A 26,543-nucleotide genomic window follows, 5' to 3' on the forward strand; every position below is an offset into this window, starting at 1 on the left:
GTATTATCCACCTAATCTTTTATGGACTTTGTTTCCTATGCACACGCCAGCCAAAGCGTTGTTGCTTACCATTCATCTACAATTTCCGTTATTACTTCCAGAGCTTGCTTATAGAACCACCAACGTTTTCTGTTGCGACGTCGCTCTATTAATCTCATACGTGGATCAGATAAAATCTCATCTTCTAGGAATCTCTTACTCATTGATGTAATTACTGCTAATTTTTCAAGATCAACCATCAATAAGGTTTCGTGAAGTTGTTGATCTATTTGCTGCAGTATGTATTCCTTAATGGCTTTTTCATCAATATTTACTTGCACATTTGCAGGAATCATATAATTACCTCATCTCAATAATTTCTTTATATAAACAATTCTTATTTACCTTTCCGTAAATCGTTAAACAGGTTTAACAAGAATTATAAAAAATTTTTCCCACATCCTCTTCAAGTGAACGGGCTATTGAGAGAGCAATGGAAACACGTGTATCACCACCCTTTTCAATATTATAAAGAGTAGTTCTGCTCACACCAGAGCGTTTCGCCAATTCAATCTGCGATATTTTCTTTTTTTCTCTAACTTCTCTAAGTTTGTTAATCACGTTTAACACCTCTTGCTAATAATATATCATGGTGTTAAACTTATGTAAAGCACGATTAACAAAAAAATAAGGAGGTAATCTAATGGATGATTTCGGACAACTTTTAAGAGAACTTAGAGGTAATCATTCTTTAAGGGAAATGGCAAATTTGATAGGAATTAGTCATGTACAATTAAGCAATCTAGAAAAGGGTGTTGATCCTCGGACGGGGAAAATCAATCGCCCATCCCTTGAAACAATAAAAAAGCTAGCCAAAGCTTACAACTATGATTACGAAACACTAATAAAGAAGGCTGGATACTTTTTTATTTTCGATGAAAATAATGCAATGAGTGCAGAGGAATGGGAAAAAGCAGAGGAAGAATGGAAGAAAACAGAGGAATATAAAGAAATAGAGGAAGAAACTCAACGAAAATGGGAACAACACTGGGAAGAGTTAGAAAAAAAAATGAAGTTTGAAAAACAAATGGTAGATACATTAAATAAATTGAACGACTCCAATCTACACCTCCTAAATGAAATGGCAAATATCATGCTTAAAGCACAAAACTAAATTTACACATGTTTTTGAATAAATCCAATACCTATCCATTCCTATGCATACGCCAGCCAAAGCAATGAAAGGAATGGTAATGGTGAAGTTACACAAGTCAGCAAAAGAACCCGAAATATACTATTATTTCAATACAAAGAATGAAAAACTGTGGATGTATCGTCACAAGTATTATGACAACACAGGAAAAAGAAAAGAGAAGAAAAAAAGTGGATTTAAATCAGAAAAAGAAGCCATCAAATCTCTTTTAGAAGTGAAAGTTACAACACTACGTGGTGAATCTAAACAAGTTGAATATGATCAACTAACCATTGGAGAGTGGTTGGATATTTGGTATACCACCTATAAAAATAGTTGGAAACCAGCATCTAGGGTACAACGTGAAATGGCCATCCGCTTACAAATGAAACCATTGCTTGGCCATTTCAAGTTACAAACTTTGGATAGAACAACATATAAGAGAGAATTTTTAAATGTACTTGAAAAGAAGTATAAACCAAGTACAGTTCATTTATTCCACACCCTATTTAAGATTGCTATTAATGCAGCTGTAGAAGATGAAATATTGTCTCGCAATCGCTTCACAAAAATCAAACTTTCAAATCGCGAAACTATTAAAGAAGAAAACAATAATTATTTCACACCTGAGCAATTAGTTGAATTTTTAACAATAGCTAAACGCGAAGAAAATGCCACGAACTATACATTTTTATTAACCGTTGCATACACAGGGATTCGTAGAGGTGAAGCCTGTGGTTTACAGTGGAAAAACATTGATTTTGATAATAAAACAATAACTATTGAACGCACTAGGGATAATAAAGGTATACGATCACCCAAAACGAAAAATAGCTATAGAACAATTTTAATAGATGGTGTATTAGTAAATCAATTAAAGATATACCGAAAATGGTGTATGAAGGTAATGTTGTCTTTTGGATACAAGCTAAAAGATGATTCTTTTATATTTACATCATACCAAACTGGAAAACCTATAACAGATGGCTGTGTTTTTTATGCATTTAGAAGAGTATTAAATAAAACAAAGCTTCCTCCTATAACAATACATGGCTTACGTCATACACATTGCACTATATTATTAAATCAAGGTTTAAATGTAAAAGTGATTGCCGAACGTTTAGGGAATTCTCCACAAATGATTTATGAAATTTATGGTCATGTATTAAAGGAAATAGAATCCGTGTCAGTAGAGTTATTTAGTCAGAGTTTAACAAAAAATGGGGCTAATTTTGGGGCTAGTTAATAATAAACATGCTACAAATACTGATATAATAAGGGCTTTTGATACTATCGAATTCTATTTTTAATAGAATTCATCTTTTTTGTTTATATGTAATTTTTCAAACTATATAACTTATTCCATAAACAATAAAGTGCAAATCATAAATTTTAATTTTTCTTATATACCAACTTAACAAAGAGTAACTTTTCAATTGATTTATTTCTAATTTCCCACAAAAAATATAGCCCCACCTAATAAAATTAGGTGGGGCTATATACAAATGCCTGTTTAAATTTCAAACAAACATTGTAACAAGTTAGACGATATTAATACCTGCACTTACAAATCCAGCAACTGCAGCTATTGGACTAGCAGCTGTTAATGAAACATATAATAATACTTTATCCCCAGCGGCTACCGGAATTGCTTCAGGTATGATACCTGATGCTGTAGCACCAATCGCTATTACAGCAAATGCTGGTGCTAATAATAAAGGTGCGCCCTGTACTGTAAACGTATTACTTGCTGCTGGTGCAGTTAATATTTGTATCTGCACTTGAACAGGTGATAATGGAGCTAATGCAGCTGTTGCACTAAAGAAACCTGCTAATGACGTAATAGTCCCTGCACGTGGTGCTACAAATGCATAAGAACCTATCCCTAACGCTAATGTGATACTTGTTCCACCCGTTAAAGCAACTCCAGGCTGACTAAATCCAAATCCAAGAAGAGTTCCTGTATTAGCTATTAACGCGTTAACTAACGCAGATGGTGTTGTACCTGAAGCAAACGGAATAATAGCTCCGCCACCAGTTGCTCCTGTTGCTCCTGTCGCTCCTGTTGCTCCTGTTGCTCCTGTTGCTCCTGTTGCTCCTGTTGCTCCTGTTGCTCCTGTTGCTCCTGTTGCTCCTGTCGCTCCTGTTGCTCCTGTCGCTCCTGTTGCTCCTGTCGCTCCTGTTGCTCCTGTCGCTCCTGTTGCTCCGCCTCCTGTTGCTCCTGTTGCTCCTGTTGCTCCTGTTGCTCCTGTTGCTCCTGTTGCTCCTGTTGCTCCTGTTGCTCCTGTTGCTCCGCCTCCTGTTGCTCCTGTTGGACCTGTTGGACCTGTTGGACCTGTTGCCCCTGTTGCCCCTGTTGGACCTGTTGGACCTGTTGGACCTGTTGCCCCTGGAGTAGCATTGATTAATTGAATTAATAAACCAAAAAGAACTTGTAAAGTTGCAGGATCGATATTTGAGTTGCAGGATATAGGGATAAGATCTAGAGCGAAGAAGAATTGTGCAAGAGCGCTATAAAATTGTTGCAATAATGTTGACAATTGTCCTAAATTAGGTGCTGGAGATTGTAATAAAACTATAATACTTTGAGTTAATTGTTTCAAAAAATTAACTTCTGGAGAAGGTAATAAGGAATTTAAGAAAATTAAAAATTGATTAAATAAATCGAGTAACGCTAATCTGTTTGCATTACTTGGATTTGCAAAAAATGCTGAAATAGCTGATATTAATGAATTTAGTAAAGTAATTAATTGACTTAATTGTTGGCTAGTAATAGGAACTGACTGTGGATTTTTACAACAATCTGCTGAAAAAACAATCGGATTGCAGTTATTATGACCAAAACAATTATTATTTGACATTTATTTCCTCCTTGCTTTTCTTATAGTTGAGTGTTTTCCTATTCTAAGAACTATAAAAGATGCGATTGAAAAAAGTAGTTGAGTTATATGTTTCTCTTAAAATAGGAAACATGAATTATAATCAAACTTGAAAACGTAATTTAATTATGTTCATGACTCACATATTAATTATATGTTTTTAATAATTGACTGCTTAGATTAAATACCTAAACTTAAGAGTTTATTTTATTTTTCCACGTTTATCTCCCAAATTCAATTGCCTATCAATTTAATTATCCATAGTAATCACTAAAACAATCGATAACATATGTTCCACTTATAATGGCATCACTTTTTCCATACTAGAATAATTAGTATTTTACCTATACAAAAATTGTGTTGAAACTATAATCAGGATGCCGTTTCTAATATAGGAAATTCTCATATTATATAGTGGACAAGTTATTCTAAACTTCGTTCCAATAAATTTAGAATAGGAGTGAGAATTAAATGCCTATCATTCAACCATTTATGGCATCTAGAAGATTCACCTCTACACTAGGAGCTGGAACAGGCACAGGTGCTGCTTTTGCGATTGCTGCCACAGCTTGTTTAAACGATGCGGGTACTACTGCAACTGCCTTCCCAACTTTTACGTATTACAATCTCTATATAAACGGTATTCTTCAGCCTAGTGTAAACTCCAGTGTTACTACTGGTCCTACTGGTGCTATTACAATTCCTGGCGGAGATGTATTAGACGGTGGAATTCCAATTACAATTGAATTTATCGTCACTTAATTTTAACTAATGTAATTTAGAACAAAAAGGGCAGATTTCTCTTTATAGGAAATCTGTCCTTTTTAATTGATAATAATAAATTGTAGGATAATTGAAGATCCTTGTGAGGGTGGTTCAGCATCTAATAAAATCAACTGACCAGCTGTAACTTCATAAAAAGGTTGTGGTTGAAGAATTCCATTTATAAATAGATTAATATAAGAAACTTCACTTGGTGATAAGATTTGTGTTGTACCGTATTGTGCTATACCATCTGCATTAGTATATATAAGTTTTTCCCCATCTGAAAAAGTAAAATATAATAGGTTTGTTGTTGTTATGGGACCAATAACCCCAGGTTCTCCGGTTGGTCCTGTTAGTCCCGTTACACCTGTTGATCCCGTTGTACCGGTCGCCCCTGTTACACCTGTTGGGCCTGTTAGACCTGTTGATCCCGTTGTACCGGTCGGTCCTGTTACACCTGTTGGTCCCGTTACACCTGTTGGTCCTGTTACACCTGTTGGTCCTGTTACACCTGTTGATCCCGTTGTACCGGTCGGTCCTGTTACACCTGTTGATCCTGTTGTGCCGATCGATCCTGTTACACCTGTTGATCCCGTTGTACCAGTCGGTCCTGTTACACCTGTTGGTCCCGTTAGACCTGTTGGTCCCGTTAGACCTGTTGGTCCTGTTACACCTGTTAGTCCTGTTACACCTGTTGATCCCGTTGTACCGGTCGGTCCTGTTACACCTGTTGATCCTGTTGTGCCGATTGATCCTGTTAGACCTGTTGATCCCGTTGTACCAGTCGGTCCCGTTAGACCGGTCGGTCCTGTTACACCTGTTGGTCCCGTTAGACCTGCCGGCCCCGTTGTACCTGTTGGTCCCGTTGCACCTGTTGGTCCCGTTGCACCTGTTGGTCCCGTCGGAATATAAATTGGGGGAAGAACTGGAAATGTAGGTCCAATATTCCCAGGTTCTATCATAGCTTTATTTATTGATAATTTATCATCTCGCTTCAATTTAATACCTCATTCCACATTTTTGTCTACTAATTTATATAATAATAGCTCTATCATTTTAGAAAAATTCCATAATTAATCTTTTTTTCATTCTCAAATGATTTTTACATATATTAAACTTTTACCTTTGCTATAACTACTATTGAACTCTTCCACTCCACTTCCTAGATCTATTTTTACTCCCGCAATATCAACTTCAAATTATAATAATAATTTAATTACCAATTTATTTGCTGGTAATACAATTTCACTTCAATTATTCGGCATATTATCCATCTTTAATTTAGTTGAAGGTGGTTCAACAGGTACCTTTCTAACAATTATACGGATCGATTAAAAAATGATTCATTCTTTTTTTAATAAACATTTTTATATACTAAACTAGTAACTATCACGACAGTGATTAAGCAACAAAAACACATTGCACTATATTCATAGTAGTAACTATCTTTACTAAATTTTCCGTATATATATTATCAATTTACACTGCGCCCATGCTGATGTTACATTAAATAAGAAGACAGTTTCTCCTTTACGAACCATCTCAATACGTATTTGAGAAATATTCTCCAATCCTATACGCGAGAGCAATACTGTGTTGACACTCAAATGAGTGTCTTTTTTTGTAAATTGTAATAAATAAAACCATCTCTTATAGATGGTTTTATCAAAACATATCTCTTTATATTCTAAATAAAATAGCAAGTTTATGAAGCTGGATAATAAATGGTCATACTTAACCGAGTTAGCGTTCGTCCGGAATTATGATAAGAGTGCGGTCTATCCGCCTTAAAGCGAATTGAATCTCCGCTATTTAATGTATATTGACAATCATTTATTTCAATTGTCAATTCTCCCTCAAACACCGTTATAAATTCTTCGGTCCCTTCTTTATGGCCTTCCGAACTTAATTTTCCTTCCGTTTCAATTTCAACCGTATAGATTTCAAAGTTCCTATCATCTTGAAAAGGAAAAGAAGGATACACTTTATATCTCCCATTGTCTTCTGATAATACTTGAACATCGTTTCGTAAAACCACTTTCGTATCAGGCTGTGGATTATTAATTAAAGACGTAAAAGACACTTTTAAACCATTCGCTATCTTCCATATTGTTGTTAGTGTCGGGCTTGAATCTCCTCTTTCAATTTGTCCAATCATCGTTTTACTCACACCTGTTAATTGGGAAACCTTTTCTAAACTTAATTTTTCTTTCTCACGTATTGCCTTTATATTTTTCGCCAAAATAAGTTGAATTTCTTCCATAAAAAAACACCCCTACACTATATACAATATAACGACCGTTATGTATAATAAAAAGCACACGTTATATTGTTCTTTTCGGTCATTATAACACACAAAAAATACTTAGGGGGTTTTGAAATGCCTTTATTTTCTTTTTTATTATTTGTTTTTATAAGTAGCTTCACACCCGGTCCTAACAATTTTTTAGCTATGACATACGCAAATCAACTTGGTTTGAAAAGGAGCATGCAATTTTGCTTTGGAGTAGCTTTCGGTTTTTTCCTCCTCACTTCTTTATGTAGTTTCTTTAATATAGTACTAATTAATATTTTACCTAAAATCGAATTACCTTTAAAAATTTTAGGAGTAGCATACATGTTATATTTAGCTTTTAAAATACTCACTAGTAAAGGCAGTACGGATCCCGATGAAAAAGATAATAAAAACTTATTTACAGTGGGGATTTTTCTTCAGTTTGTTAACCCTAAAGGGATATTATTCGGACTGACTGTAGTTTCTACTTTTATTCTCCCTTACTACAATTCATATTCAAGTTTTCTACTTTTTTCATTATTTCTAGGTGTAGTCGGTTTAATGAGTACATTTAGTTGGAGCCTGTTTGGTTCAATGTTCCAAAAACTATTATTAAAACATACTCAATTATTTAACATCATTATGGCTGTTTTATTGGTTTTCAGTGCTATATCAATCGTTATAAACTAGCTCTATACTCATTCTAATTCTTATATTTTGTTTAACTGAACCAAACGCTACAGTACGTATATCTTAAGCTTTTTCTCTTATTCTCCTAAATAAAACTTTTTCTACCTTGTACAAACAGTTTTTATCCTCATTAAATACAATATATAGACAAATAAAAGATAGGAGATTAAAGAATGGCTGATTTTTTTTATAAACATGGTAAAAAGTACTATAAAAACTATTCATATTCTCACAATAAAAAAGAGAACTGTTTCACTAAAACGCATACGATTGCTGGCTCAAATATACCGTTAGATATTATTGTACCAGCTAACACTTCAAGAATAGTTTTTGAAGATGCTACTAATAATCACAATAAAACATTACTGCAGTTTCATGTTCCTGGTACTTCTGCACCAATTGTTGTAACTATTCGTACAAGAAATTCTCGTAGACCGATTACCGCTACAATAGCTTCAGGTGAAACAAGAATTCTTCAAGTAGAAAATTTTGAAAGCCTCACTCTCACAAATAATAATAATACAAGTAGCGACATTGGTGTTTATATCCAAAAAACGTTTTGCATCTGCTGCAATGAACAAAATGATTATTATAAAGAGCATTCATATTCTATTAACGAAGATAGTAACTGTTTTGTCGAAACTCACACGATTGCTGGTTCGGGAACTACCTTAGCTGGAAATGTACCTCTCGATATTATCGTACCCCCTAATATCGAGAGAACAGTATTTGAAGATCTTACTATTAATCACAACAAAACATTACTTCAACTATCTGTTCCTAACGATTCCGGTCCCATTGAAGTAACAGTTCAAACAAGAAGTTCTAACATACCCATTAATGCAACTTTAGTTCCTAATGAAACAAGGATCTTTCAAGTAGAAGATTTACAAAGCCTTACTCTCACAAATAATTCCGATACATTTGATTTTATTGATATATTTATCAATAAAACATTTTGTATTTGCTGTGATGACCAGAACAACCCTTGCGATGAATGTAACCATGAATACGACAATGATTATGATTGTTAATTTTAATGAAAAAGAAACCTTTTTATAAAGGTTTCTTTTTCATTAAAATAACTAACATCCGATAATATACGTACTTACTTATCTACCGTTTCTCGTTTCTTAATAAAATAGCATTTTTGTTTATAAATTTTACACATTTAAAGTAGACAAGCATATGTTATTATATGGAGATTTCCTCCACTCATAAGATTCTTATCTTTCTAAGAGTACGTTTATAGGCGTGCTCTTTTGATTTTTTATCCAATAACGATTTTTATATCCACACGCTTCTTACTAAGCTTCATTGCTAAATAAGGTTGGATATATTTTTTCTATTTTTGAATGTATAATCCAAAACTTATTACTAGAAACTGTACAAATACTAATAGCTCTTCAAAAAAAGAAGCACATGCTTCTGTGGCAAAAGACAATTCGAGTTGACGAATTTGATTTTTCGCATCATCAAAATCAGAAGCTACAACTTTTTATTAAATACAACTTCAGCCTTATGACCTTGCAGTATATATTGACAATACTTTAGCTAGTCATAGAAAACCTTATGGATCAATCGCAGTATATAAAAATCCAAATACTTCTCAACGGATAGGATTATGGACAGTATATGATCCATCAAGATATTTAATATATTCCTAATTTGGTTGGGTAAGTAATAGACCAATTAATCCATAATAAGAAAAAGAGGCTGCGAAATAATTACAGCCTCTTTTCTTTAATCGCATTTTTCTATTTGGTCGCCTTCTTCACCTGCATTTTCTGCCGAACTATCCGTTCCGCCTCCTACTGCATGTTGCTGTTTAGTATTAGAACTTTCGATGGCAGCGTTGGTTCCCGCTGCACTGTCTTCTCCACCACCACTTGCCACTTGAGTAGCACCAGCCTGTTCCTTACGGGTTTTATTAATTTGATTATTGATGATAAGTACAAATTCTGCCTCTTCATCCGAAGTTTCTTTTTTCATTTTATGCGGCTCAATCTGGTCCCCACTAATTCCTTTATTTATGGCTTCGCCTCCAGCGCCCACCGTTTCTTGCTGTCGGGTATTCGATGAATCGATTGCTGCATTACTTCCTGCTGCACTATTTTGTCCGGCTCCACTGGAAATTTGTGTTGTATTCGGTGCAAATGTAATCTGATTATTAATGACAATGACAATTTTTCGTTTATCAGCAAGATTTCCCAAATTAATTTCTTCTCCATCTTTTTTTACAAATCGAAACGTGATTTTTTCATTGTTTTCCATATTCTCCCCCCTTTGTAGTATTAAATGACTGGAGAATGATAATGGATTGGACAAGCGTATTTTTTTTATCAATATGTGACCCCGCCCACAATGAAGGATGTATTACCAGGTTCCGGTATTTACCTCGTATTAGGTACGTTGGCTTGGCGACAGTCCCGCATCCGCCGAATTTCGGAATGCATGGAGAAAAACCTTATAGGAGATATAGAAAGAGAGATTAGTAGAAACATTGGTATATAAAGGTTTCTAGGTTTCATTATATTTTCCTTTTCTTATTTATATTTATCAGCCAAATATCTAGCATAGTGAACTAAATTTCTAGCTACATCTAATTCAAGATTAAATATATTAGGTACCCCTGGTCTCCAATTCACCTCAAATAACCACAATTTTTGATCCTTATCAATCCCTACATCAATTCCTAACTCATCAAATAGTATATCCTTATATAAAGAATTAAAATGGTTAGAAAAAGTTACTGCAAATCGTTCTAAATACCTTTTAATATTATACCAATCGTTATCAAACTCCGCTTTTAAAAAAACATCTAAATACGTACTATAACCACCCTTAGCCATATTTGATACAATACTTCCTAATGGACCTATTCTCGGGAATATAGAAGTAACAACCCACCTGCCTTCCCCATTTCTTTGAACATGCAATCGAAAATCATAAACATGACCAGATTTCATTTGACATGAAATAAACTGTTGAATTATGTAACCTTGCTCTTGAATCTTATCAGATATAAAGCTCCGTAATTGTTTTTTATTAATAGATGAAATTTGTTCTGACTCATTCATACTGTAATTCATCCCATTTTTTTCAATGAAAATTATACCACTACCTTGATGTCCAGAAATTGGTTTAATAATAAGTTTTTCATAACGATTAATCATGTCAAAAAACTTATTAACATCATTTAATTCATAAAAAGGAATAAGATATTGCTTAAATTTTTTCGCTCTATTTATTCTGTTATATACACTTAATTTATTTCCAATTGAATGACTTGTAAAAGGAACTTTTTCATGTAGATAATCATAGATTTGCTGATTTTTATCACTAACATGAACACTTGCATTGTAAATAACATCTGGAAAAGAAAATTCTTGTTCAATCCACTTACCATTTTCATAAGTTTTACCTAAAATCTTCTTCGTTTCTATATTTACTTTTCCTAAAGTAAAATAAAAAAATTCCACACCTTCAGCTTTAGCTACAGCAGCATAAGTATATGCTTTCTTTACGTCATTCGGATCTTTCCGATGATGAAGCATACCAATTATAGTCATGTTAGTTCTTCTTCCCTTCTTTCTAAAGATTTTTTTCAAAACAAATATCAAATTCATTATATATATATTCATGTTCTTCCTCATTCAACCATTTTTCGAAAAATCCAGAACAAGCTTAACCTCATTTTAATATTCTACCTATAGAAATAATAAACCTGAGATTTTATAAAATGATAAAGGTTAAGGTGACATAAAATGGATACTATCGTTTTCATTGAAACAAATAAATCTGGATCAAGTAGGGAAGCAATCAAAGCAGCTGAAAAACTTAATTTCTTTACTGTTTTATTAACTAAAAAAACAAAATTTATTAATGAACGCACTATATTCCCTGATGTACATCAGATGATTTTCACTGATATAAATGATTATGATAATTTAATTACAACAATTGAAAAATTAAATACATCAGGAAAAAACATAAAGGGGATCTTTAGTTTTATTGACCCTTTTGTTTATGTGGCTGCACGTTTATCAGAAAGATTTTGCTCAAATATTGTATCTACTAAAGCTATCCATCATATGGAAAACAAAATATTAACTCGTAATGTACTTAAAGAATTACCAATCTCACTCAACTATTTAATTTACAAACCAACAGAATCATTATCATCTTTTCTTGAAAAAACTAAAGAGATAAATTTCCCTCTTATTGTAAAATCCCCTAAATCAACAGGATCCAAAGATGTATTATTAGTAAAAAATAAAGATCAATTAATCTTATCTATACAAAGTCTTTTAAAAAAACTACCTAATGAAGAAATTCTACTTGAAGAATATATAGATGGACCTCAGTACTTAGTTGAAATTTTAGTTCAAGATGGAAAAGTCCATATTATAGCAGTAATTGAACAAGAAATTACACTTTTTGAACGTTTTATTGTTACTGGTTATTCTTTACTAGGACAGGTAGACAAAAGACTATATAATAGTCTTTTCAATGCAGTTAATTCTGTTATTCAGGCCTTTAATATGAAAAATGGAGCGTGTCATCTAGAACTCCGGAGAATAAAAGATGTTTGGAAATTAATTGAGATAAATCCCAGAATATCAGGTGGAGCAATGAATGACATAATTGAAATTGGACATGGAATCAACTTAGTGCAAGAGACTATTCAGTTAATGTTAGGAAATAAACCTTCACTAAATAAAAAACATTATAAATATGTGTACGCTCATTACCTAACAGTTAAATCTAAAGGAAAACTAATTCGAGTTACAGGGAAAAACCGTAGTTCTAAATATCCTGGTGTAGAGAAAGTTTATATAAAACCTAAAAAAGGAACTATCTTAAAACCACCTACATCAATGGGACATCGATGTGGATACGTTTTAGCTGCAGCCTATTTTAAAACAGAAGCTAAAAAAATAGCTTTAGAAGCAGCTAAAGAAATTTCATTTGAAATCCAAAAATAATAAATACGACATATATACACCAACTGATGAAAATATACTAAAAATCATATTTCTTATAATTTTAATTTCTTTACTAAATAGACGACTCCAAAATGTTTTAATTTATATATGATAAAATATATCCATCGCCGATATGTCCAAACATGTAATTTTCATAGCAGCAAAATTACAAATATACTTTTACAACATGATTCAAAAATCAATGAAGGAATGTTTTAAGTGAAAGGACATATTCGAAAAAGAGGAACAAAGTGGTGTATTATTGTCGATATTGGAGCTGATTCAGAGACAGGAAAAAGAAGACAAAAGTGGTTTTCGTGATACATTTAAAGCCTATTTGAAAAAATCCGAATTAAAAAACATTAGATTTCATGATTTACGCCATACTCATGCAACGCTTCTTTTAAAACAAGGAGTACATCCAAAGATTGTAAGCGAACGATTGGATCATAAGGACGTTTTCATAACCTTAAATCGCTATTCACATTTTTCACCTAGTCTGCAAAAGGACGCTGTTAAAACATTTAGTGAAAGACTATTCGGATGGTAATGTTTGCAAATATAAAAAATGAGGTTTCTCTTTTCTAGAGAAACCTCACCACATCAATGTTTTTGTTAAATTTTAAACTGACTCGTATACAAATCAAAGTAAAACCCACCATCTTCCATGAGAGTTTCATGATTTCCTCTCTCTAAAATACTTCCATCTTTTATTACAAGTATTTGATCTGCTTTTTCAATCGTTTTCAGCCGATGAGCGATTACAAAACTTGTTCGCCCTCTCATTAAATTATTTAATCCAGATTGAATTTGTAATTCTGTTCTCGTATCAATATTAGATGTTGCTTCGTCGAGAATTAATATATCTGCATCTGCTAAAATCGCTCGTGCAATCGCAAGGAGTTGTTTTTGTCCTTGACTTAAATTCGAACCTTCTGAAGCAATTTCCGTTTCATATTGATTCGGTAGATGTTTTATAAAAGAATGTGCTGATGCTGCTTTTGCTGCTGCAACTACTTCTTCATCACTTGCATCTAAACGTCCATATCGAATATTTTCCATAATCGTTCCTGCAAATAAATACGTATCCTGTAAAACAACCCCTATTTTACTCCGCAAAGAATTAATATCATAATCCTTTATATCTTTTTCATCAATGCTAATTTGCCCTTTTTGAATGTCATAAAAGCGAGTTAACAAATTAATAATTGTTGTTTTTCCTGATCCAGTTGGACCGACTAAAGCGATTGTCTCCCCAGGATTCGCCTCGAGACTCACATCTTTTAAAATCATGTTGTCCTGTGCGTATCCAAATGAAACTTTCTCAAGCCTAACATGTCCTTGTAAATTTTGTACAAGTACTGCATCTTTTTTATTTTGAATTTCTGGTACTTCATCCATAATTTCAAAGACACGTTCTCCTCCAGCAACTGCCGCTTGAATCGTATTCATTAAAGTTGCAAATTGACTAAGTGGTCTTGAAAATTGTCGAGAATAATTAATAAAAGCTGCAATGACACCTACTGTTGTCATTCCGTTTAATACCATTACCGATCCAGTTCCAATTACAAGCCCCATTCCTAAGTTATTAATAAAGTTCATACTTGGAAAAATAAATGCTGAAAACGTTTCAGCCTTCGTTGCTGAAATTCTTAGCTGTTCGTTAATTTCATTAAAGTTATGTACGGTTTCTTTTTCTTTTCCGTATAACGTAGTTACGTCTGCGCCTGTAATAGCTTCCTCAATAAATCCATTTAATTCTCCTAAATCCTTTTGACGCTTCGCAAAGTTTTTCCCACTATAAGCAACTAGTTTTTTCGTAACGAAAAACATAATAGGTACTGTAATTAAAGTTACAATCGCTAAAATCCAATCTAATGAAAACATCGCAATTGTTACACCTATAAACGTTAACGCTGATGAAATGATTTGCACAACACTTTGTGTCAAAGCTTGATTTAAGTTATCAATATCATTTGTCACACGGCTCATTAAATCACCTTGAGAACGTACATCAAAGAATCGTAGAGAAAGTGTTTGGATTTTTTCAAAAATATCTTGTCGTATTTTTTGTATAGTCTTTAATGCAACATTAATCATTACAAATGTTTGTAACCATGTTAATAATACGGTTATCCCATATATTGCAATGAGTAGCATGCACATTCTGGCTGTCCCGCTTAAATCCTTCGGTACAATGTATTCATCAATGATGACCCCCATATAATATGGCCCAAGTAAACCTAGTAATGTCGTGATAAATACAAGAATAATAACGAACATCAGAGATGCTTTTTGATACCCCATATAGTTCCATACTCGCATTATAGTTCCTTTAGTATTCTTAGTTTTTCCCGTTTTCGGATTGTTACGTCCACCTTTATTTCCAAATTGTCCTTGAAAATTACGCACGCTCTTCCCCTCCTTCTTGCTGCAGGCTACCACCTTGGGAAAGATAAATTTCCTGATACACTTCACAAGTTGCCAATAAATCCTCATGCGTACCATTTCCAACTAATTCACCGTTATTCAAAACGAGGATTTTATCAGCATCTATAATAGAAGATATTTTTGATGCAATTAAAAATGTCGTTGTGCCACTATATCTTGTCCTTAACGCTTCCTGTATTACAGCTTCTGACTTCGCATCAACTGCCGATGTAGAATCGTCTAATACAAGAATAGATGGCTTTCTCACTAGGGCTCTTGCAATAGATATACGTTGTTTTTGACCACCAGATAGATTGGTTGCACCTTGTGTTAAGTTATATTGATAAGAGTCTTCCAGCTTATTGATAAACTCAGTCGCACAAGCAGATGAAGATGCTAATTCCAATTCATCATAAGTTGCATCTTCTTTGCCATAACGTAAATTCTCTTCTATACTGCCTGAAAAAAGAAGTGCCTTTTGTGGAACGAAGCCAATGGAAGCACGAAGTTTTTGCAAATCGTATGCTTTCACATTAACATCATCTATACATATTTCACCTTGATCAACATCGTAAAGTCGTGGCAATAGTTTCGCCAATGTAGATTTACCACTTCCGGTCGATCCAATAATCCCTATTTTTTCACCTTTACGTACAGTAAATGAAATATCTTTTAAAACATATTCATTATTTTTCGTATAACTATAGCTAACATTTTTAAACTCTACATTACCACCCACTTGTTTTGGTTCATATACGTCGCCTTCAGTTGTAATATCAACTTCAGTATGTAAGACCTGTTGTACACGATCAGCTGATGGAAAAGCACGGGCAATTTGAATAAATACCATACTAATAGACATAAGTGACATTAAAATGATATTTAAATAGTTAATAAAAGCTAAAATGGCCCCTACTTGGAGTGTACCGTTAAAAACTTTCTCGCCACCAATCCATAAAGTTGCTACAATTCCGCTATTTACAACTAGCATAATAATTGGCATCATCAATGAAATAATTTGTATTGCACGAATATTTATTTCAGTTAAACTTGTATTAACTTTCTCAAACTGTGCGATTTCATATTTTTGTCTTACATATGCTTTTATAACACGTACACCGGATAAATTTTCTTGTAGCTTTGTGTTTACTTTATCTAATGCTTCTTGTACTCGCTTAAATGAACCGCTCGATTGACCTGCAATCAATACAATTGCAACTAATAATACGGGTACCACAACAAGTAAAATTGAAAATAGGTCTCTCGCTGTTACAAAGACTATAATGATACTTCCAATAAATAATAACGGTCCACGGACAAGTACACGTAACGTCATCGTCATTGCCGATTGAATAGATGTAATATCATTTGTCACGATTGTTAATAATTTACCTGTTCCAAATGAATCACGATTTTTGCTAGAAAATGTTTCTATTTTCGCAAACACATCTTTTCGTATGTCTGTAGCGAAATTAACAGCAGCTTTTGTAGAATACATCATACAACCAAGTCCTCCAATTAAACCGATTGCTGCTGCTCCTATCATAAGAAGCCCCATTTTTATTACATAATTCAAATCCCGGTTTGCAATTCCAACATCAATAATATGTTGCATTATTGTCGGTTGAATTAAGTCCATCGCAACCTCAAGTACCATAAATAGCGGTCCAATAATAGCGAAGAACATGTATGGTTTTAAATACTGTAACAACTTGCGAAATGATTTCATGCACAATCTCCTTTTTTCATGAAATTACCATCGAATAATTTATATTCCTCCTTATTTGAGCGATATAGTCTGTAATTTCTCCATTAGTCCTATTATATTAGACAAATTAATATTTAACATTATTAAATGATAAGCATTTATGACTTCTCGGTCAATAAATGTGCTTTATCTTACGTAAATAAAAAACCACATTCTTAATAGAAAGAATGCGGTTTTTTATTTATATTTGTTCAATTGTATAATTCAATCGCGAATCATTATTTTAGATGAATTTCGGTTTGGCATAGCCAAAAACTTTTGCTAAACTAGCTTTATGGAGTTCTTTGATAACTTGATATAGAAGGTCGCAGGAAGAAAATAGCGTGCGAAAACCAAGCCATTCGGTTCCTGCGTAAAATATCAACCGTATAAAGAGAGCATCCAAACGTTGGACATCTAGGGGTGGATCGCCCCGAAGTAACGCTCATGGAGACGAAAGGTTACTTTCGTCGTGGAACTGAGAAGCTCCCACTTCTAGCTTTGCTAAGTGGTGAGTAGTTCACTAGGATTATTACCTTTATCCTCCATCAAAAGCATCTATATAAACATTTAAAACTCCGTTAAAACTGGGAATTTATGTCCTTTAAAATCTAATTCTTTATTACTTCGAACCATTAAATACTTACTAGTCTGTAATTCTGTATATTGTACATCATCAATTCCTAATTGATCTGGGTAGAAATAAAATTCAATCTCCGTAAATTCCCCAGAGATTTCCTCACATAATTCATCTAAAATCGGAATTACCGGCGCAAATACTCCAAATAATTTTAGTTTTTGATTTTCTACTGTAAAAACAATCAGCGCATCTAATTTCTCTGAATAATAAAGGTTTTCATTCCATGTTGAATCATACATATTTAAATAAAACGAAGAACGGTAATTTAACGTTGAAAATTTATTAGAAAGCCTTTGGCCATTTTCAATAATCTCATGTATTAATTGTCTATCCTCTTCATTATAAAAATCTAACTTTTTAAGTTGAGAATCTTTGTAACCTTTATTTTCGTATGATACTGTCATCAAATATTCTTGCACAATTTGAAAACCAAATGGTTTATATAGTTCCGGATTTTCAGTAAACAAGACCGCACACTCGCATTGCTCATCAATTTCCTCTATCATCTTACTAAACAATTGTTTCATTAATCCTCGTCTACGATAATTCGGATGTGTCATTACTGATTGAATACCCGTTGCATTTATTTTTTCACCATTAATTAAAAGCGGAAGTGAAAATGCCGCAACATTTGCAATCGCATTATCATCTTGTGAAAATGATAATGCTTTATATGTATAATCCCAATACCCTTTCTCTGAAAAATCCTGCAATGTTTGGCTCGTAATCCCAAACACTTCTTCAAATAAAGGAAATAACTGTTCTCTTCTCGGTTCTTCTAATAGAAAGTTTGCCATTTTTTCAACATTCCCCATATTGTCCCTCCATACGTCGATTCCATTAATTTAGATATACTTATATGACCTACTCTCAAAAAATAGGCCTTTCAAATCAATATAGTATCATAAAACTTTTAAAAATGGTTTAATTTATTTTATGTTTTGATTATTAAAAAACAAGTCGAATAAACTAGTATTAAGATTTTTGAATAATATCATGTTTATTATATAACAAATGGTGCTTCCTACTTATCTTTCCGATAATAGAAATACACCATTTTATGCAAATATAATTCACCTATTCTTTGGTTCCCTCAAGTCGCTCCTTCGTATTAATTTCTTCTCCCTTCACTCGCTTTTCAAACGTCTTTCTCCAACTAGTAGACAGTGCATTTACTTCTAAAATCCTTTTTAATCCTTCAGAGTTTTGTTTTTCTTTATGCATTATGCGATTCGCAAACAAAATTGACACACCTTTTGGATCAGGCTTCAACAATTTCAAAGTATCTACCGGTAATATCCATCCTTCTTTTAATACTCGAAAATAAAAACCTGTGTATCCTGTATCTTGAAAATATAATGGTAGCTTTGGAATATTATATTTCTTTGCTAATTTAAAACAAGGTTGTCTTGGCTGCGTTACTTGTAAAATCGCTTCTCCGAGTTGAAACGTGTCACCAATACAAACATCTTCTTCACGCATTCCGCTTACTGTTATATTTTCACCGAAAGCCCCATATACAAGTTCCTGATTCAATTCTTTTCCCCAGTACGGATAGTGATCACCAGTATAAACACAAACCGCTTTATCTACCCCTCCATGATGAACTAAATCCGCCTGTCCATCTCCATTAAGCTTTAAAAATGATAAAAAAACAGGTTCCTTTACTTGCTTTTTATTTATCCCTGTTTGAATTAACTTCCCACCATACATAACCTCTTTTGGCAGTCCTATATTTAGAGATAGGACTTCATATGCTTTAGTCATTCAAATCCCTCCTCTTACTTGCGGCACAACTTTTCAAAAGACTCATTTATTATTTCAAATCCTCTATCTATTTCTTCGTCGGAGATAACTAGAGGTGGTAAAAAGCGTAGTACATTATCAAATATCCCCGCTCCAATACTTATAAGCCCATTCTTCCAAAAATCTTCAATTAGCTTTACTGTTAGTTCTTTTGCAGGTTCTTTCGTTATGCGATTCGTTACAAGTTCCATTGCAACCATCGCACCGATTCCACGAACATCACCAATCACTTCGTACTTTAATTGCATTTGATGTAGATGTGACATTATTCTATTTCCAATTTGCTGAGCCCTTTCAACTAGATTTTCTTCTTCCATTATTTCAAATACAGCAAGACCGGCTGCACATGATAACTGACTCCCAGCAAAAGTTCCACCAATTTGTCCTCTCCCAGGAATGTCCATCAACTCCGCACGACCGACAATAGCACTTAATGGTAAACCGCCAGCAATTGATTTTGACAAAGTCATTATGTCAGGTTCTATATGAAAATGTTCCGTTGCAAACCATTTCCCTGTTCGGCCAAATCCAGTTTGCACTTCATCCATTATCATTAAAATACCGTATTGATTACAAATTTCTCGTAATCGTTTTACAAATGAAATAGAAGGAACAATAAACCCACCTTCTCCTTGTACTGGTTCCATTACGATTGCTGCTACTTTTTCAGGTGATACTTCTTCTAAAAACTTTTCAAACTGATAGATAACTTGAGAATCCACTTCTTCAGGAGAAACTCCTTCTTCAGCTCTGTAATAGTACGGATACGGCAATATATGCATGTCTGAAACGAACGGACCAAATCCTGCTTTATATGGAGTTTCTTTGGTCGATAGAGACATTGTCATTAATGTTCTCCCATGAAATCCTCGTTCAAACGAAATTACTTTACTCCTCCCTGTTACTTTACGTGCGATCTTTACAGCATTTTCAATCGCTTCCGCACCACTATTGGCAAACATCGTTTTTTCTTGCTTGTACCTGGCACTTTCTCATTAATTTTCTCCGCTAAAGTAATATAATTTTCATATGGAGTTACATGAAAACAAGGATGTATAAATGATTCTGCTTGTTTTTGTACCGCTCTTACAACTTTCGGATGACAATGTCCAACATTTTGCATACCAATTCCACCAGCAAAATCAATAAACTGATTTCCATCTACATCTGTTATTATCGCTCCCCTTGCTTCTTTTACATATAAAGGCGTTAAATGATATATTCCTTTCGGTACAGCCTCCTCATACCTTTTTTGAAGTACTTGTGAATAACTGCCCGGTAATACACTAGATTTCAACAATTCTTCTTCACCTCATCTAATTTTTTAATCAATCCATTTCTGATAAAGTGATTATATATCCCACAAAACCATTGTTCAATTCAATTATTTATATAATAATGATAGGTATATCCTATGATTAAACTTGAGGTGATTTCAATCGAATTACGACAATTAGAATACTTTTTAGCTGTTTCGAAAGAATTACATTTTACAAAAGCAGCCGAGAAATTAAATATTTCACAACCTTCACTAAGCCAACAAATACGTGCATTAGAACATGAAGTAGGCATGCCACTTTTCGATCGAATTGGTAAAAAAATATCTTTAACTGAAGCAGGAAGAGTTTTATTATCGCACAGTAAAACAATCTTTCACGAAGTCGAACAAGCTCGTTCTGCCATTCAAGATTTAAATGGATTACATCATGGTTCCTTAACAATAGGATCTTTGTTAACCGTAGTAAATTATTTACTACCACTAGCTATATTAGATTTCAATAAGCAATATCCAAATATCGAACTCTCTGTGTTGGGGCTTCGTACAGGAGAAATTCGTGAAAAATTATTACAAAATGAATTAGATATTGGTATTACATTTCTCCCGGTGCAAGATAAAGAGATTGTTTCTATCCCACTATATAAAAGTGAACTTACATTAGTTGTGCCAACCAGCCATTCTTTAACTGAACGTAAGTATGTATCTATTGAAGAATTACAGGACTATCCTTTAATTCTTCTACCTAAAAATTTCTATTTAACAGAACTAATTACATCTCATTGCCAAAACTTTAACTTTAAACCAAAGCCAATTTTAGAAATTAGTACAATGGAATCTTTAATTCAAATGGTCGCACAAGGTATGGGGATTACCGTGTTACCAAAACCGTATATAGACTTTTTGCAAAGTGAGCACATACAAGCTATTAAAATTGAAAACCCCACTCCAACAATAGAGATAGGACTTATTTATAGAAGAGATAAATATATGTGCGCTGCTACCCGGAAATTTATTGAGCAACTCAAAATAACAGTACATTCTTTACAAAAATAAGTATAAAAAGAGATTATCCTATGCAGCCGTTATACAACGATCTATTAGAATAATCTCTTTTTATAATGATATAAAACATTACATTTTATGGTTTCTTTTCTAATAACCTATTATTCATTATAAGTGCTAAATTATTATCGTATTATTAAGCTACACATCAGCGATATTTTATGTCTATTTCGTATAGGTGTTAGCAAGTCCGTTTGCAAACTTGTTAGCACATTTTTATAAAAATTATATAATGCTTCACAAAAAGGGATCCGTTTCGATCAATCTTTTTTCAAAATGGATTCCTTTTTGTCTCTTATCAATATTCAAATGTTACAGTAGTACCATTAAAACCATCAAAACAATTAGAGCAATTAGAGCAACCACCACAACCAAAACAACTAAAGCAACCGAAGCAACCAAAACAACGGAATCCACCACAACGACCACCGCCACAACCGCCACAACGACCACAACCACCACAACGACCACCGCCACAACCGCCACAGCGACGAGCATCATCTGTAATATAGTAATATGGATATTGGTTTTGCTGGTCCCAATACACAATATTTCCAGACTGATAATCATTAAGGCTTAACGCTTGTAGTTCTTGTTGAAAATTATTCATCTTCATGACCTCCTTTTATAAACTAAAACCCCATCGATACTTTCCTATATTTCTGTTCGTTAAATCTAAGTAGAAATAGCGCTATAAAGTGAAACTTTAATCAGTAGGGGTTTTGTTCATCCCCCACTGATTATTAGCCCGCACCAATCGGGCGTTTACGGGCAGCAGGGCTCCCACCTAACTTCTTTGCTCCAGTTGAATTTTGAGGTGGGAGTTTTACTGCCCACAAATAGCGGGATAAACTAAGTTCAATACGTACACCAACAAAATATGACCTATCACTAGATGATGCACCTTGTTCATATGCCTATTTTTAGGTTATTTTTACTATGGGCTCATTTTTATAAAGTGAAACTTTAATCAGAGGGGGTTTACGGGCAGTTAATACGGGCTAAATGGACATTATAAAATATGAATTTAAACAATAATATTTAGATTTATGTCATCATTTTCTAGTTCTATAGTCGTATATTCCATAATTTTGTTTGGTCATCTTCGTATTTCCAATATGCACTCCCATCTTTATTTTTCTTCGCTTCAATATCTGCTATATCAGAGCTAATTTTATAAGTATTTATAATTAGTGATTTCTGCTAAGAAAAGTCTATTTTTATGAATGGCAAATCAGCGATGTTTTATGTCTATTCCGCATACGTGTTAGCACTTTCTTATATTTCTTCTATTGCATACACCTTCATAATTTCAATATATTTTCCCTTACCACATGGACATGGTTGCTCTCTTCTATATGATTCTTCCCAGCTCATTTAAACACACCTCTTTAACTACTTAATTTATATTATTATATAAAAAAGCCCTGCCACAAGGCAGAGCGAGTAAGATGGATTACACGTATCATATAACAATTTATATCAGTAACACAAAAGATCATAATTTCATCTTCACTAAAATAAAACCACGTTCATATAATCCCTAAAGCAGTAGCTATCAAACGGATAGCTATTTTTTTATTCTCATAAAAACTATCACGCCTCATCATCAATTCATTATAAACATAGGAATCTTTGACTTTCTCACTCCCAAAATACTTCAATTCAATTATCTGACGTTGATCATTATCAAGAGCATATTTCAATGTCCGTTCAATTTGTTTAAAACGTATCTCATGATTCTTATCGTCACCTTTCATTTTAGGAAAAAGAACGATGCCCCCGCTTGAGCCTGTTCTTCTTGATTTTTCATCCGAACGCACAATGCTTTGTAGTTTTTCAGCTCCTTCACCACAAGTCTTCGCATCTCTTTTTCATCGATGTCTTCAGAAAATGACAATTGATTCATACGATACGGTTTCCCAAATATCCTTCTATTTTCAATATTTATATAAATCCATACTAAATAATCCCATTTTCCACCAATGTCTCTGCGATTTGAACTGAGTTCCAAGCAGCACCTTTTAATAAATTATCAGAAACGATCCAAAGATGGAATCCTTTTGATGTATCAGGATCTTTACGTATTCTACCTACAAATGTATCTCTTTTACCCTCTGCATATAATGGCGTTGGATAAATTTGTTCACTAGGATTATCTTGTAAAATAACACCTGGTGCATTCAGTAGTACTTCTTTAATTTCTGCAACGGTCGCTTCTTTTTCAAGTTCAATATAAACTGATTCAGAATGCCCCGATACAACTGGAACTCTGACGCAAGTAGCTGCCATTTTCAGATTTGGATCTTCTAAAATTTTCTTCGTCTCTTGAATCATCTTTACTTCTTCGAATGTGAAATCATTGTCTGTAAATATATCCACTTGCGGCAATACATTAAATGCAATTGGATAATGTTTTTTATCTTTTTTCGCTGGTAATATAGTGCTCTTCACTTCTTCACCTGTAAGCATTGACTTAGCTTGTTCTTTTAATTCATGAATCGCATGAATTCCTGAGCCTGATACGGCTTGATACGTTGAAACAATAATTCGTTCTAAACCAAATGATTTTCGAATTGGCTGAAGAGCTGTTACCATCTGTAGTGCTGAGCAATTCGGAACTGCAATGATACCTTTATGCTCCCTTAAAGTATGTGCATTTACTTCTGGAACGACGAGTGGTACATCGTGTGCCATTCGGTATTCACTTGTGTTGTCAATTACGATTGCACCACTAGAAACTGCATGATTTACATATTGTCTAGAAACTTCTCCCCCAGCGCTAAAAAAGGCAATGTCTACACCTTCAAAACTAGTTGATTTTGCCTCTTGTATTTTAATCTCTCGTCCTTTAAATTGTACTATCTTACCAGCAGATCGTTTTGACGAGAGTAATGTAATTTCTTCTATATTAAATTTCGTTACTCTCTCTAACAATGCAATGATTTTTTGCCCTACTGCGCCTGTAGCTCCAACTACAGCTACATGATAGCTCTTTTCACTCATTTTTTCTCCTCCAATTTCAATTGAATGAATTTCTCCACAACTTAATTTTAAAAGAAATTTAATGATTTTAAAAATTGAAATACATGATATAATCATTCACAAATCATGATAATAAAAGAGGTATCATTTATGGAAATGAGACATGTTAAAACATTTTGTGCCATTGTTAAATATGGTAGCTTTTCTAAAGCTGCTCATGCATTAGGTTATGCGCAATCTACTGTGACAGCCCATATTAAAGCATTAGAGAACGATTTAAACATTCCCCTATTCGATCGATTAGGAAAAAAAATACTTCTTACAAAAGCAGGTCATCAATTTCATCCGTATGCATTAGAATTACTTACTATTTATGATAAAGCGCAAGAAATCCCTCAAAACAGTGACCATTTAGAAGGAACATTGGCTATTACATCTAATGAATCATTGGCAGTGTATCGGTTACCACAATTATTACGTACTTACAAACAGGAAAATCCGAAAGTAAATATCGTACTTGAGACAAATACCAATGAGCAAGCATTGAAAAAACTACATGAAGGGGAAACCGATGTTATCTTCATAATTGGAGAAAGTATAGAGCATAATGATTTTATTACGTGCAATTTATGTAATGAAACATTTGGATGGATTTTCCCTGCTCATTTCCCTTCAAACACTGATCCACTCCTTTTATTACAAGATACTCAATTTATATTTACAGAACAAAGCTGCGGCTATAGACCAATGGTAGATCGTTTTTTACGTCAAAGCGGAAGAAATCCTAATAAAACATTTGAGACTTCCAATGTTGAAGTCATTAAACAATCCGTTATGTGTGAGTTAGGAATTTCTATTCTCCCTTACATCGTTGTACAAGAAAGTAATCAAAAAGAACAACTCTGTTTTCAGCCCATCGAAACTCCAGCCGTCATTCAAAGCCACGTAATCTATCATAAATCTAGATGGATATCCCCAGTTTTGCAATCGTTTCTTACATTATTAGAGAGAATAGAAAAGTAAGCGAGTAATAACAAAAATGAGTAACTGCTCTAAAAAGCAATTACTCATTTTTATTAAAACATTTGTGTTCATAACAATACAGGTGTTTCAAAATCAATATGTACCTTATTTATTAGTTTGTCCCCCACCTGCAATTAATTTACTACCTGAATATGTACCTTTTTGTATAAAAACTTGATTAATTAATTCTTTTTGCTCCTTTTCTGACATTACTCCTTTCCCTTCTCCTAAATTCCCACTTTGTAATTTCCAAATCTTGTTGTGGTCCACATCAACCTTTTCATATTTTCCTTGTTTCCATCGTTCTAAAATATCCACATATGTACTTTTTTGTGCAACATCATTACTATTTATAATTTCAAGTAAACTTTCAATACGTTCTTGTGTAATAAAGATATATCCCCATTTTTGATCTGCTTTCGCTTTTTGATGTGCCATTTCATGTAATGCTGTCTGTATGTTCTCATCTGTCCATTTGAAGTTTTTATTAAAACCACTATTCGGCAATGAATAATTTCCATTTTCTAACATCTTTGCATCTTCGGCTTTTACATTACTATCAGCTAGCACTTCTACTGCTGGAGCGGCTGGTGATGCCTTTTTCGCAGCTGGTTTACTATTATTCAGATAATACAGCATACCATACGTTACACCTACCCCGATTACCGCCATACCAGCTATAATTCCTATGATTTTAAATAATGTTTTCATCTTGCTTGTTTCCTCCCAAATATCTCTGTTCTTACTACCTCATTATTTCTTATATAAAACAGTTCCTTCATTCAAAATAGTTCATCCCATCC

Annotated in this window: 23 protein-coding genes and 3 pseudogenes; 10 read left to right on the top strand and 16 right to left on the bottom strand. The window is 33.6% G+C overall.

Features of this window, described 5'->3' with window-relative positions; all coding sequences use genetic code 11:
- Positions 1-65: 65 nt before the first annotated feature.
- Together JFU20_RS03255 and JFU20_RS03260 are read right to left on the bottom strand one after the other, a co-directional pair.
- A complete protein-coding gene (locus JFU20_RS03255) occupies positions 66-335 on the bottom strand; it encodes a hypothetical protein (protein ID WP_070168798.1) in 270 nt (89 codons plus the stop codon).
- 73 nt (positions 336-408) lie between these two features.
- A complete protein-coding gene (locus JFU20_RS03260; RefSeq protein WP_098829552.1) occupies positions 409-600 on the bottom strand; it encodes a helix-turn-helix transcriptional regulator in 192 nt (63 codons plus the stop codon).
- Between the two features lie 82 nt (positions 601-682).
- Here JFU20_RS03260 and JFU20_RS03265 point away from each other — a divergent pair, with 82 nt between their 5' ends.
- Positions 683-1,153: a helix-turn-helix domain-containing protein gene (locus tag JFU20_RS03265; protein WP_201038341.1), complete on the top strand. Its 471-nt coding sequence runs from the start codon at positions 683-685 to the stop codon at positions 1,151-1,153.
- 79 nt (positions 1,154-1,232) lie between these two features.
- Positions 1,233-2,417 (top strand): site-specific integrase, encoded by a 1,185-nt coding sequence (locus JFU20_RS03270; RefSeq protein ID WP_483862165.1) that lies wholly within the window; start codon positions 1,233-1,235, stop codon positions 2,415-2,417.
- Positions 2,418-2,712: 295 nt separating this feature from the next.
- Here JFU20_RS03270 and JFU20_RS03275 read toward each other — a convergent pair whose 3' ends face one another.
- On the bottom strand, positions 2,713-4,032 hold the full coding sequence (locus tag JFU20_RS03275; RefSeq protein WP_201038343.1) for an exosporium glycoprotein BclB-related protein: 1,320 nt from the start codon (positions 4,030-4,032) through the stop codon (positions 2,713-2,715).
- 489 nt (positions 4,033-4,521) lie between these two features.
- Between JFU20_RS03275 and JFU20_RS03280 the strand changes: the two genes are divergently transcribed.
- Complete coding sequence (locus tag JFU20_RS03280) at positions 4,522-4,812, top strand: DUF4183 domain-containing protein (protein WP_002012883.1); 291 nt, start codon at positions 4,522-4,524, stop codon at positions 4,810-4,812.
- 62 nt (positions 4,813-4,874) lie between these two features.
- Here JFU20_RS03280 and JFU20_RS03285 read toward each other — a convergent pair whose 3' ends face one another.
- A complete protein-coding gene (locus tag JFU20_RS03285; protein WP_274606594.1) occupies positions 4,875-5,777 on the bottom strand; it encodes a DUF4183 domain-containing protein in 903 nt (300 codons plus the stop codon).
- A gap of 172 nt (positions 5,778-5,949) precedes the next feature.
- On the opposite strand from JFU20_RS03285, the pseudogene JFU20_RS03290 reads away from it, so the two are divergent.
- Positions 5,950-6,150 (top strand): annotated as a pseudogene (locus tag JFU20_RS03290) (BclA C-terminal domain-containing protein); the annotation flags it as partial.
- Positions 6,151-6,520: 370 nt separating this feature from the next.
- On the opposite strand, the pseudogene JFU20_RS03295 reads toward JFU20_RS03290, so the two are convergent.
- Positions 6,521-7,136: pseudogene (locus JFU20_RS03295) on the bottom strand (helix-turn-helix domain-containing protein).
- Between the two features lie 59 nt (positions 7,137-7,195).
- On the opposite strand from JFU20_RS03295, the gene JFU20_RS03300 reads away from it, so the two are divergent.
- Positions 7,196-7,780, top strand: coding sequence for a LysE family translocator (locus JFU20_RS03300; protein WP_001128091.1), 585 nt, complete (start codon positions 7,196-7,198; stop codon positions 7,778-7,780).
- Between the two features lie 173 nt (positions 7,781-7,953).
- Positions 7,954-8,814: a hypothetical protein gene (locus tag JFU20_RS03305; protein WP_002165833.1), complete on the top strand. Its 861-nt coding sequence runs from the start codon at positions 7,954-7,956 to the stop codon at positions 8,812-8,814.
- A gap of 709 nt (positions 8,815-9,523) precedes the next feature.
- On the opposite strand, the gene JFU20_RS03310 is transcribed toward JFU20_RS03305, so the two are convergent.
- Both JFU20_RS03310 and JFU20_RS03315 read right to left on the bottom strand, forming a co-directional pair.
- Positions 9,524-10,054 carry a hypothetical protein gene (locus tag JFU20_RS03310; protein ID WP_002012877.1) on the bottom strand — a complete coding sequence of 177 codons (531 nt, stop codon included), beginning with the start codon at positions 10,052-10,054 and terminating at the stop codon, positions 9,524-9,526.
- Positions 10,055-10,326: 272 nt separating this feature from the next.
- On the bottom strand, positions 10,327-11,424 hold the full coding sequence (locus JFU20_RS03315) for a YheC/YheD family endospore coat-associated protein (protein ID WP_002165834.1): 1,098 nt from the start codon (positions 11,422-11,424) through the stop codon (positions 10,327-10,329).
- Between the two features lie 123 nt (positions 11,425-11,547).
- On the opposite strand from JFU20_RS03315, the gene JFU20_RS03320 reads away from it, so the two are divergent.
- Both JFU20_RS03320 and JFU20_RS03325 read left to right on the top strand, forming a co-directional pair.
- A complete protein-coding gene (locus tag JFU20_RS03320; protein WP_002012875.1) occupies positions 11,548-12,768 on the top strand; it encodes an ATP-grasp domain-containing protein in 1,221 nt (406 codons plus the stop codon).
- Positions 12,769-13,039: 271 nt separating this feature from the next.
- Positions 13,040-13,318, top strand: coding sequence for a tyrosine-type recombinase/integrase (locus JFU20_RS03325; protein ID WP_002012874.1), 279 nt, complete (start codon positions 13,040-13,042; stop codon positions 13,316-13,318).
- A gap of 65 nt (positions 13,319-13,383) precedes the next feature.
- On the opposite strand, the gene JFU20_RS03330 is transcribed toward JFU20_RS03325, so the two are convergent.
- From JFU20_RS03330 to gabT, 5 genes and pseudogenes are all read right to left on the bottom strand, one after another.
- Entirely contained in the window at positions 13,384-15,180 is a 1,797-nt protein-coding gene (locus JFU20_RS03330; RefSeq protein ID WP_002165835.1) for an ABC transporter ATP-binding protein, read from the bottom strand.
- The gene (locus tag JFU20_RS03335; protein WP_002165836.1) at positions 15,173-16,927 is read right to left on the bottom strand and encodes an ABC transporter ATP-binding protein; all 1,755 of its coding nucleotides are present in this window, start codon (positions 16,925-16,927) and stop codon (positions 15,173-15,175) included. Before JFU20_RS03335 ends, JFU20_RS03330 begins: the two co-directional genes overlap by 8 nt.
- A gap of 588 nt (positions 16,928-17,515) precedes the next feature.
- Positions 17,516-18,400 carry a GNAT family N-acetyltransferase gene (locus JFU20_RS03340; RefSeq protein ID WP_002012868.1) on the bottom strand — a complete coding sequence of 295 codons (885 nt, stop codon included), beginning with the start codon at positions 18,398-18,400 and terminating at the stop codon, positions 17,516-17,518.
- A 262-nt stretch (positions 18,401-18,662) separates the two neighbouring features.
- The gene (locus JFU20_RS03345; RefSeq protein WP_002012866.1) at positions 18,663-19,352 is read right to left on the bottom strand and encodes an MOSC domain-containing protein; all 690 of its coding nucleotides are present in this window, start codon (positions 19,350-19,352) and stop codon (positions 18,663-18,665) included.
- A gap of 14 nt (positions 19,353-19,366) precedes the next feature.
- A pseudogene (gene gabT, locus JFU20_RS03350) lies at positions 19,367-20,691 on the bottom strand (4-aminobutyrate--2-oxoglutarate transaminase).
- Positions 20,692-20,820: 129 nt separating this feature from the next.
- On the opposite strand from gabT, the gene JFU20_RS03355 reads away from it, so the two are divergent.
- Complete coding sequence (locus tag JFU20_RS03355; RefSeq protein WP_087943080.1) at positions 20,821-21,723, top strand: LysR family transcriptional regulator; 903 nt, start codon at positions 20,821-20,823, stop codon at positions 21,721-21,723.
- A 307-nt stretch (positions 21,724-22,030) separates the two neighbouring features.
- On the opposite strand, the gene JFU20_RS03360 is transcribed toward JFU20_RS03355, so the two are convergent.
- The 3 genes from JFU20_RS03360 to JFU20_RS03370 form a co-directional block, all read right to left on the bottom strand.
- Entirely contained in the window at positions 22,031-22,342 is a 312-nt protein-coding gene (locus JFU20_RS03360; RefSeq protein WP_002165838.1) for a heterocycloanthracin/sonorensin family bacteriocin, read from the bottom strand.
- A 922-nt stretch (positions 22,343-23,264) separates the two neighbouring features.
- A complete protein-coding gene (locus JFU20_RS03365; RefSeq protein ID WP_242488145.1) occupies positions 23,265-23,555 on the bottom strand; it encodes an ArpU family phage packaging/lysis transcriptional regulator in 291 nt (96 codons plus the stop codon).
- A 139-nt stretch (positions 23,556-23,694) separates the two neighbouring features.
- Positions 23,695-24,738, bottom strand: a complete 1,044-nt coding sequence (locus JFU20_RS03370) for an aspartate-semialdehyde dehydrogenase (RefSeq protein WP_002157851.1) — start codon at positions 24,736-24,738, stop codon at positions 23,695-23,697.
- A gap of 129 nt (positions 24,739-24,867) precedes the next feature.
- Here JFU20_RS03370 and JFU20_RS03375 point away from each other — a divergent pair, with 129 nt between their 5' ends.
- Positions 24,868-25,740: a LysR family transcriptional regulator gene (locus JFU20_RS03375; protein WP_002127351.1), complete on the top strand. Its 873-nt coding sequence runs from the start codon at positions 24,868-24,870 to the stop codon at positions 25,738-25,740.
- Positions 25,741-25,845: 105 nt separating this feature from the next.
- Here JFU20_RS03375 and JFU20_RS03380 read toward each other — a convergent pair whose 3' ends face one another.
- A complete protein-coding gene (locus JFU20_RS03380; RefSeq protein WP_201038345.1) occupies positions 25,846-26,451 on the bottom strand; it encodes a PRK06770 family protein in 606 nt (201 codons plus the stop codon).
- Between the last annotated feature and the right edge of the window lie 92 nt (positions 26,452-26,543).

This window comes from Bacillus sp. TH30 (assembly GCF_016650875.1).
GTDB classification, from domain to species: Bacteria; Bacillota; Bacilli; order Bacillales; family Bacillaceae_G; genus Bacillus_A; species Bacillus_A mycoides.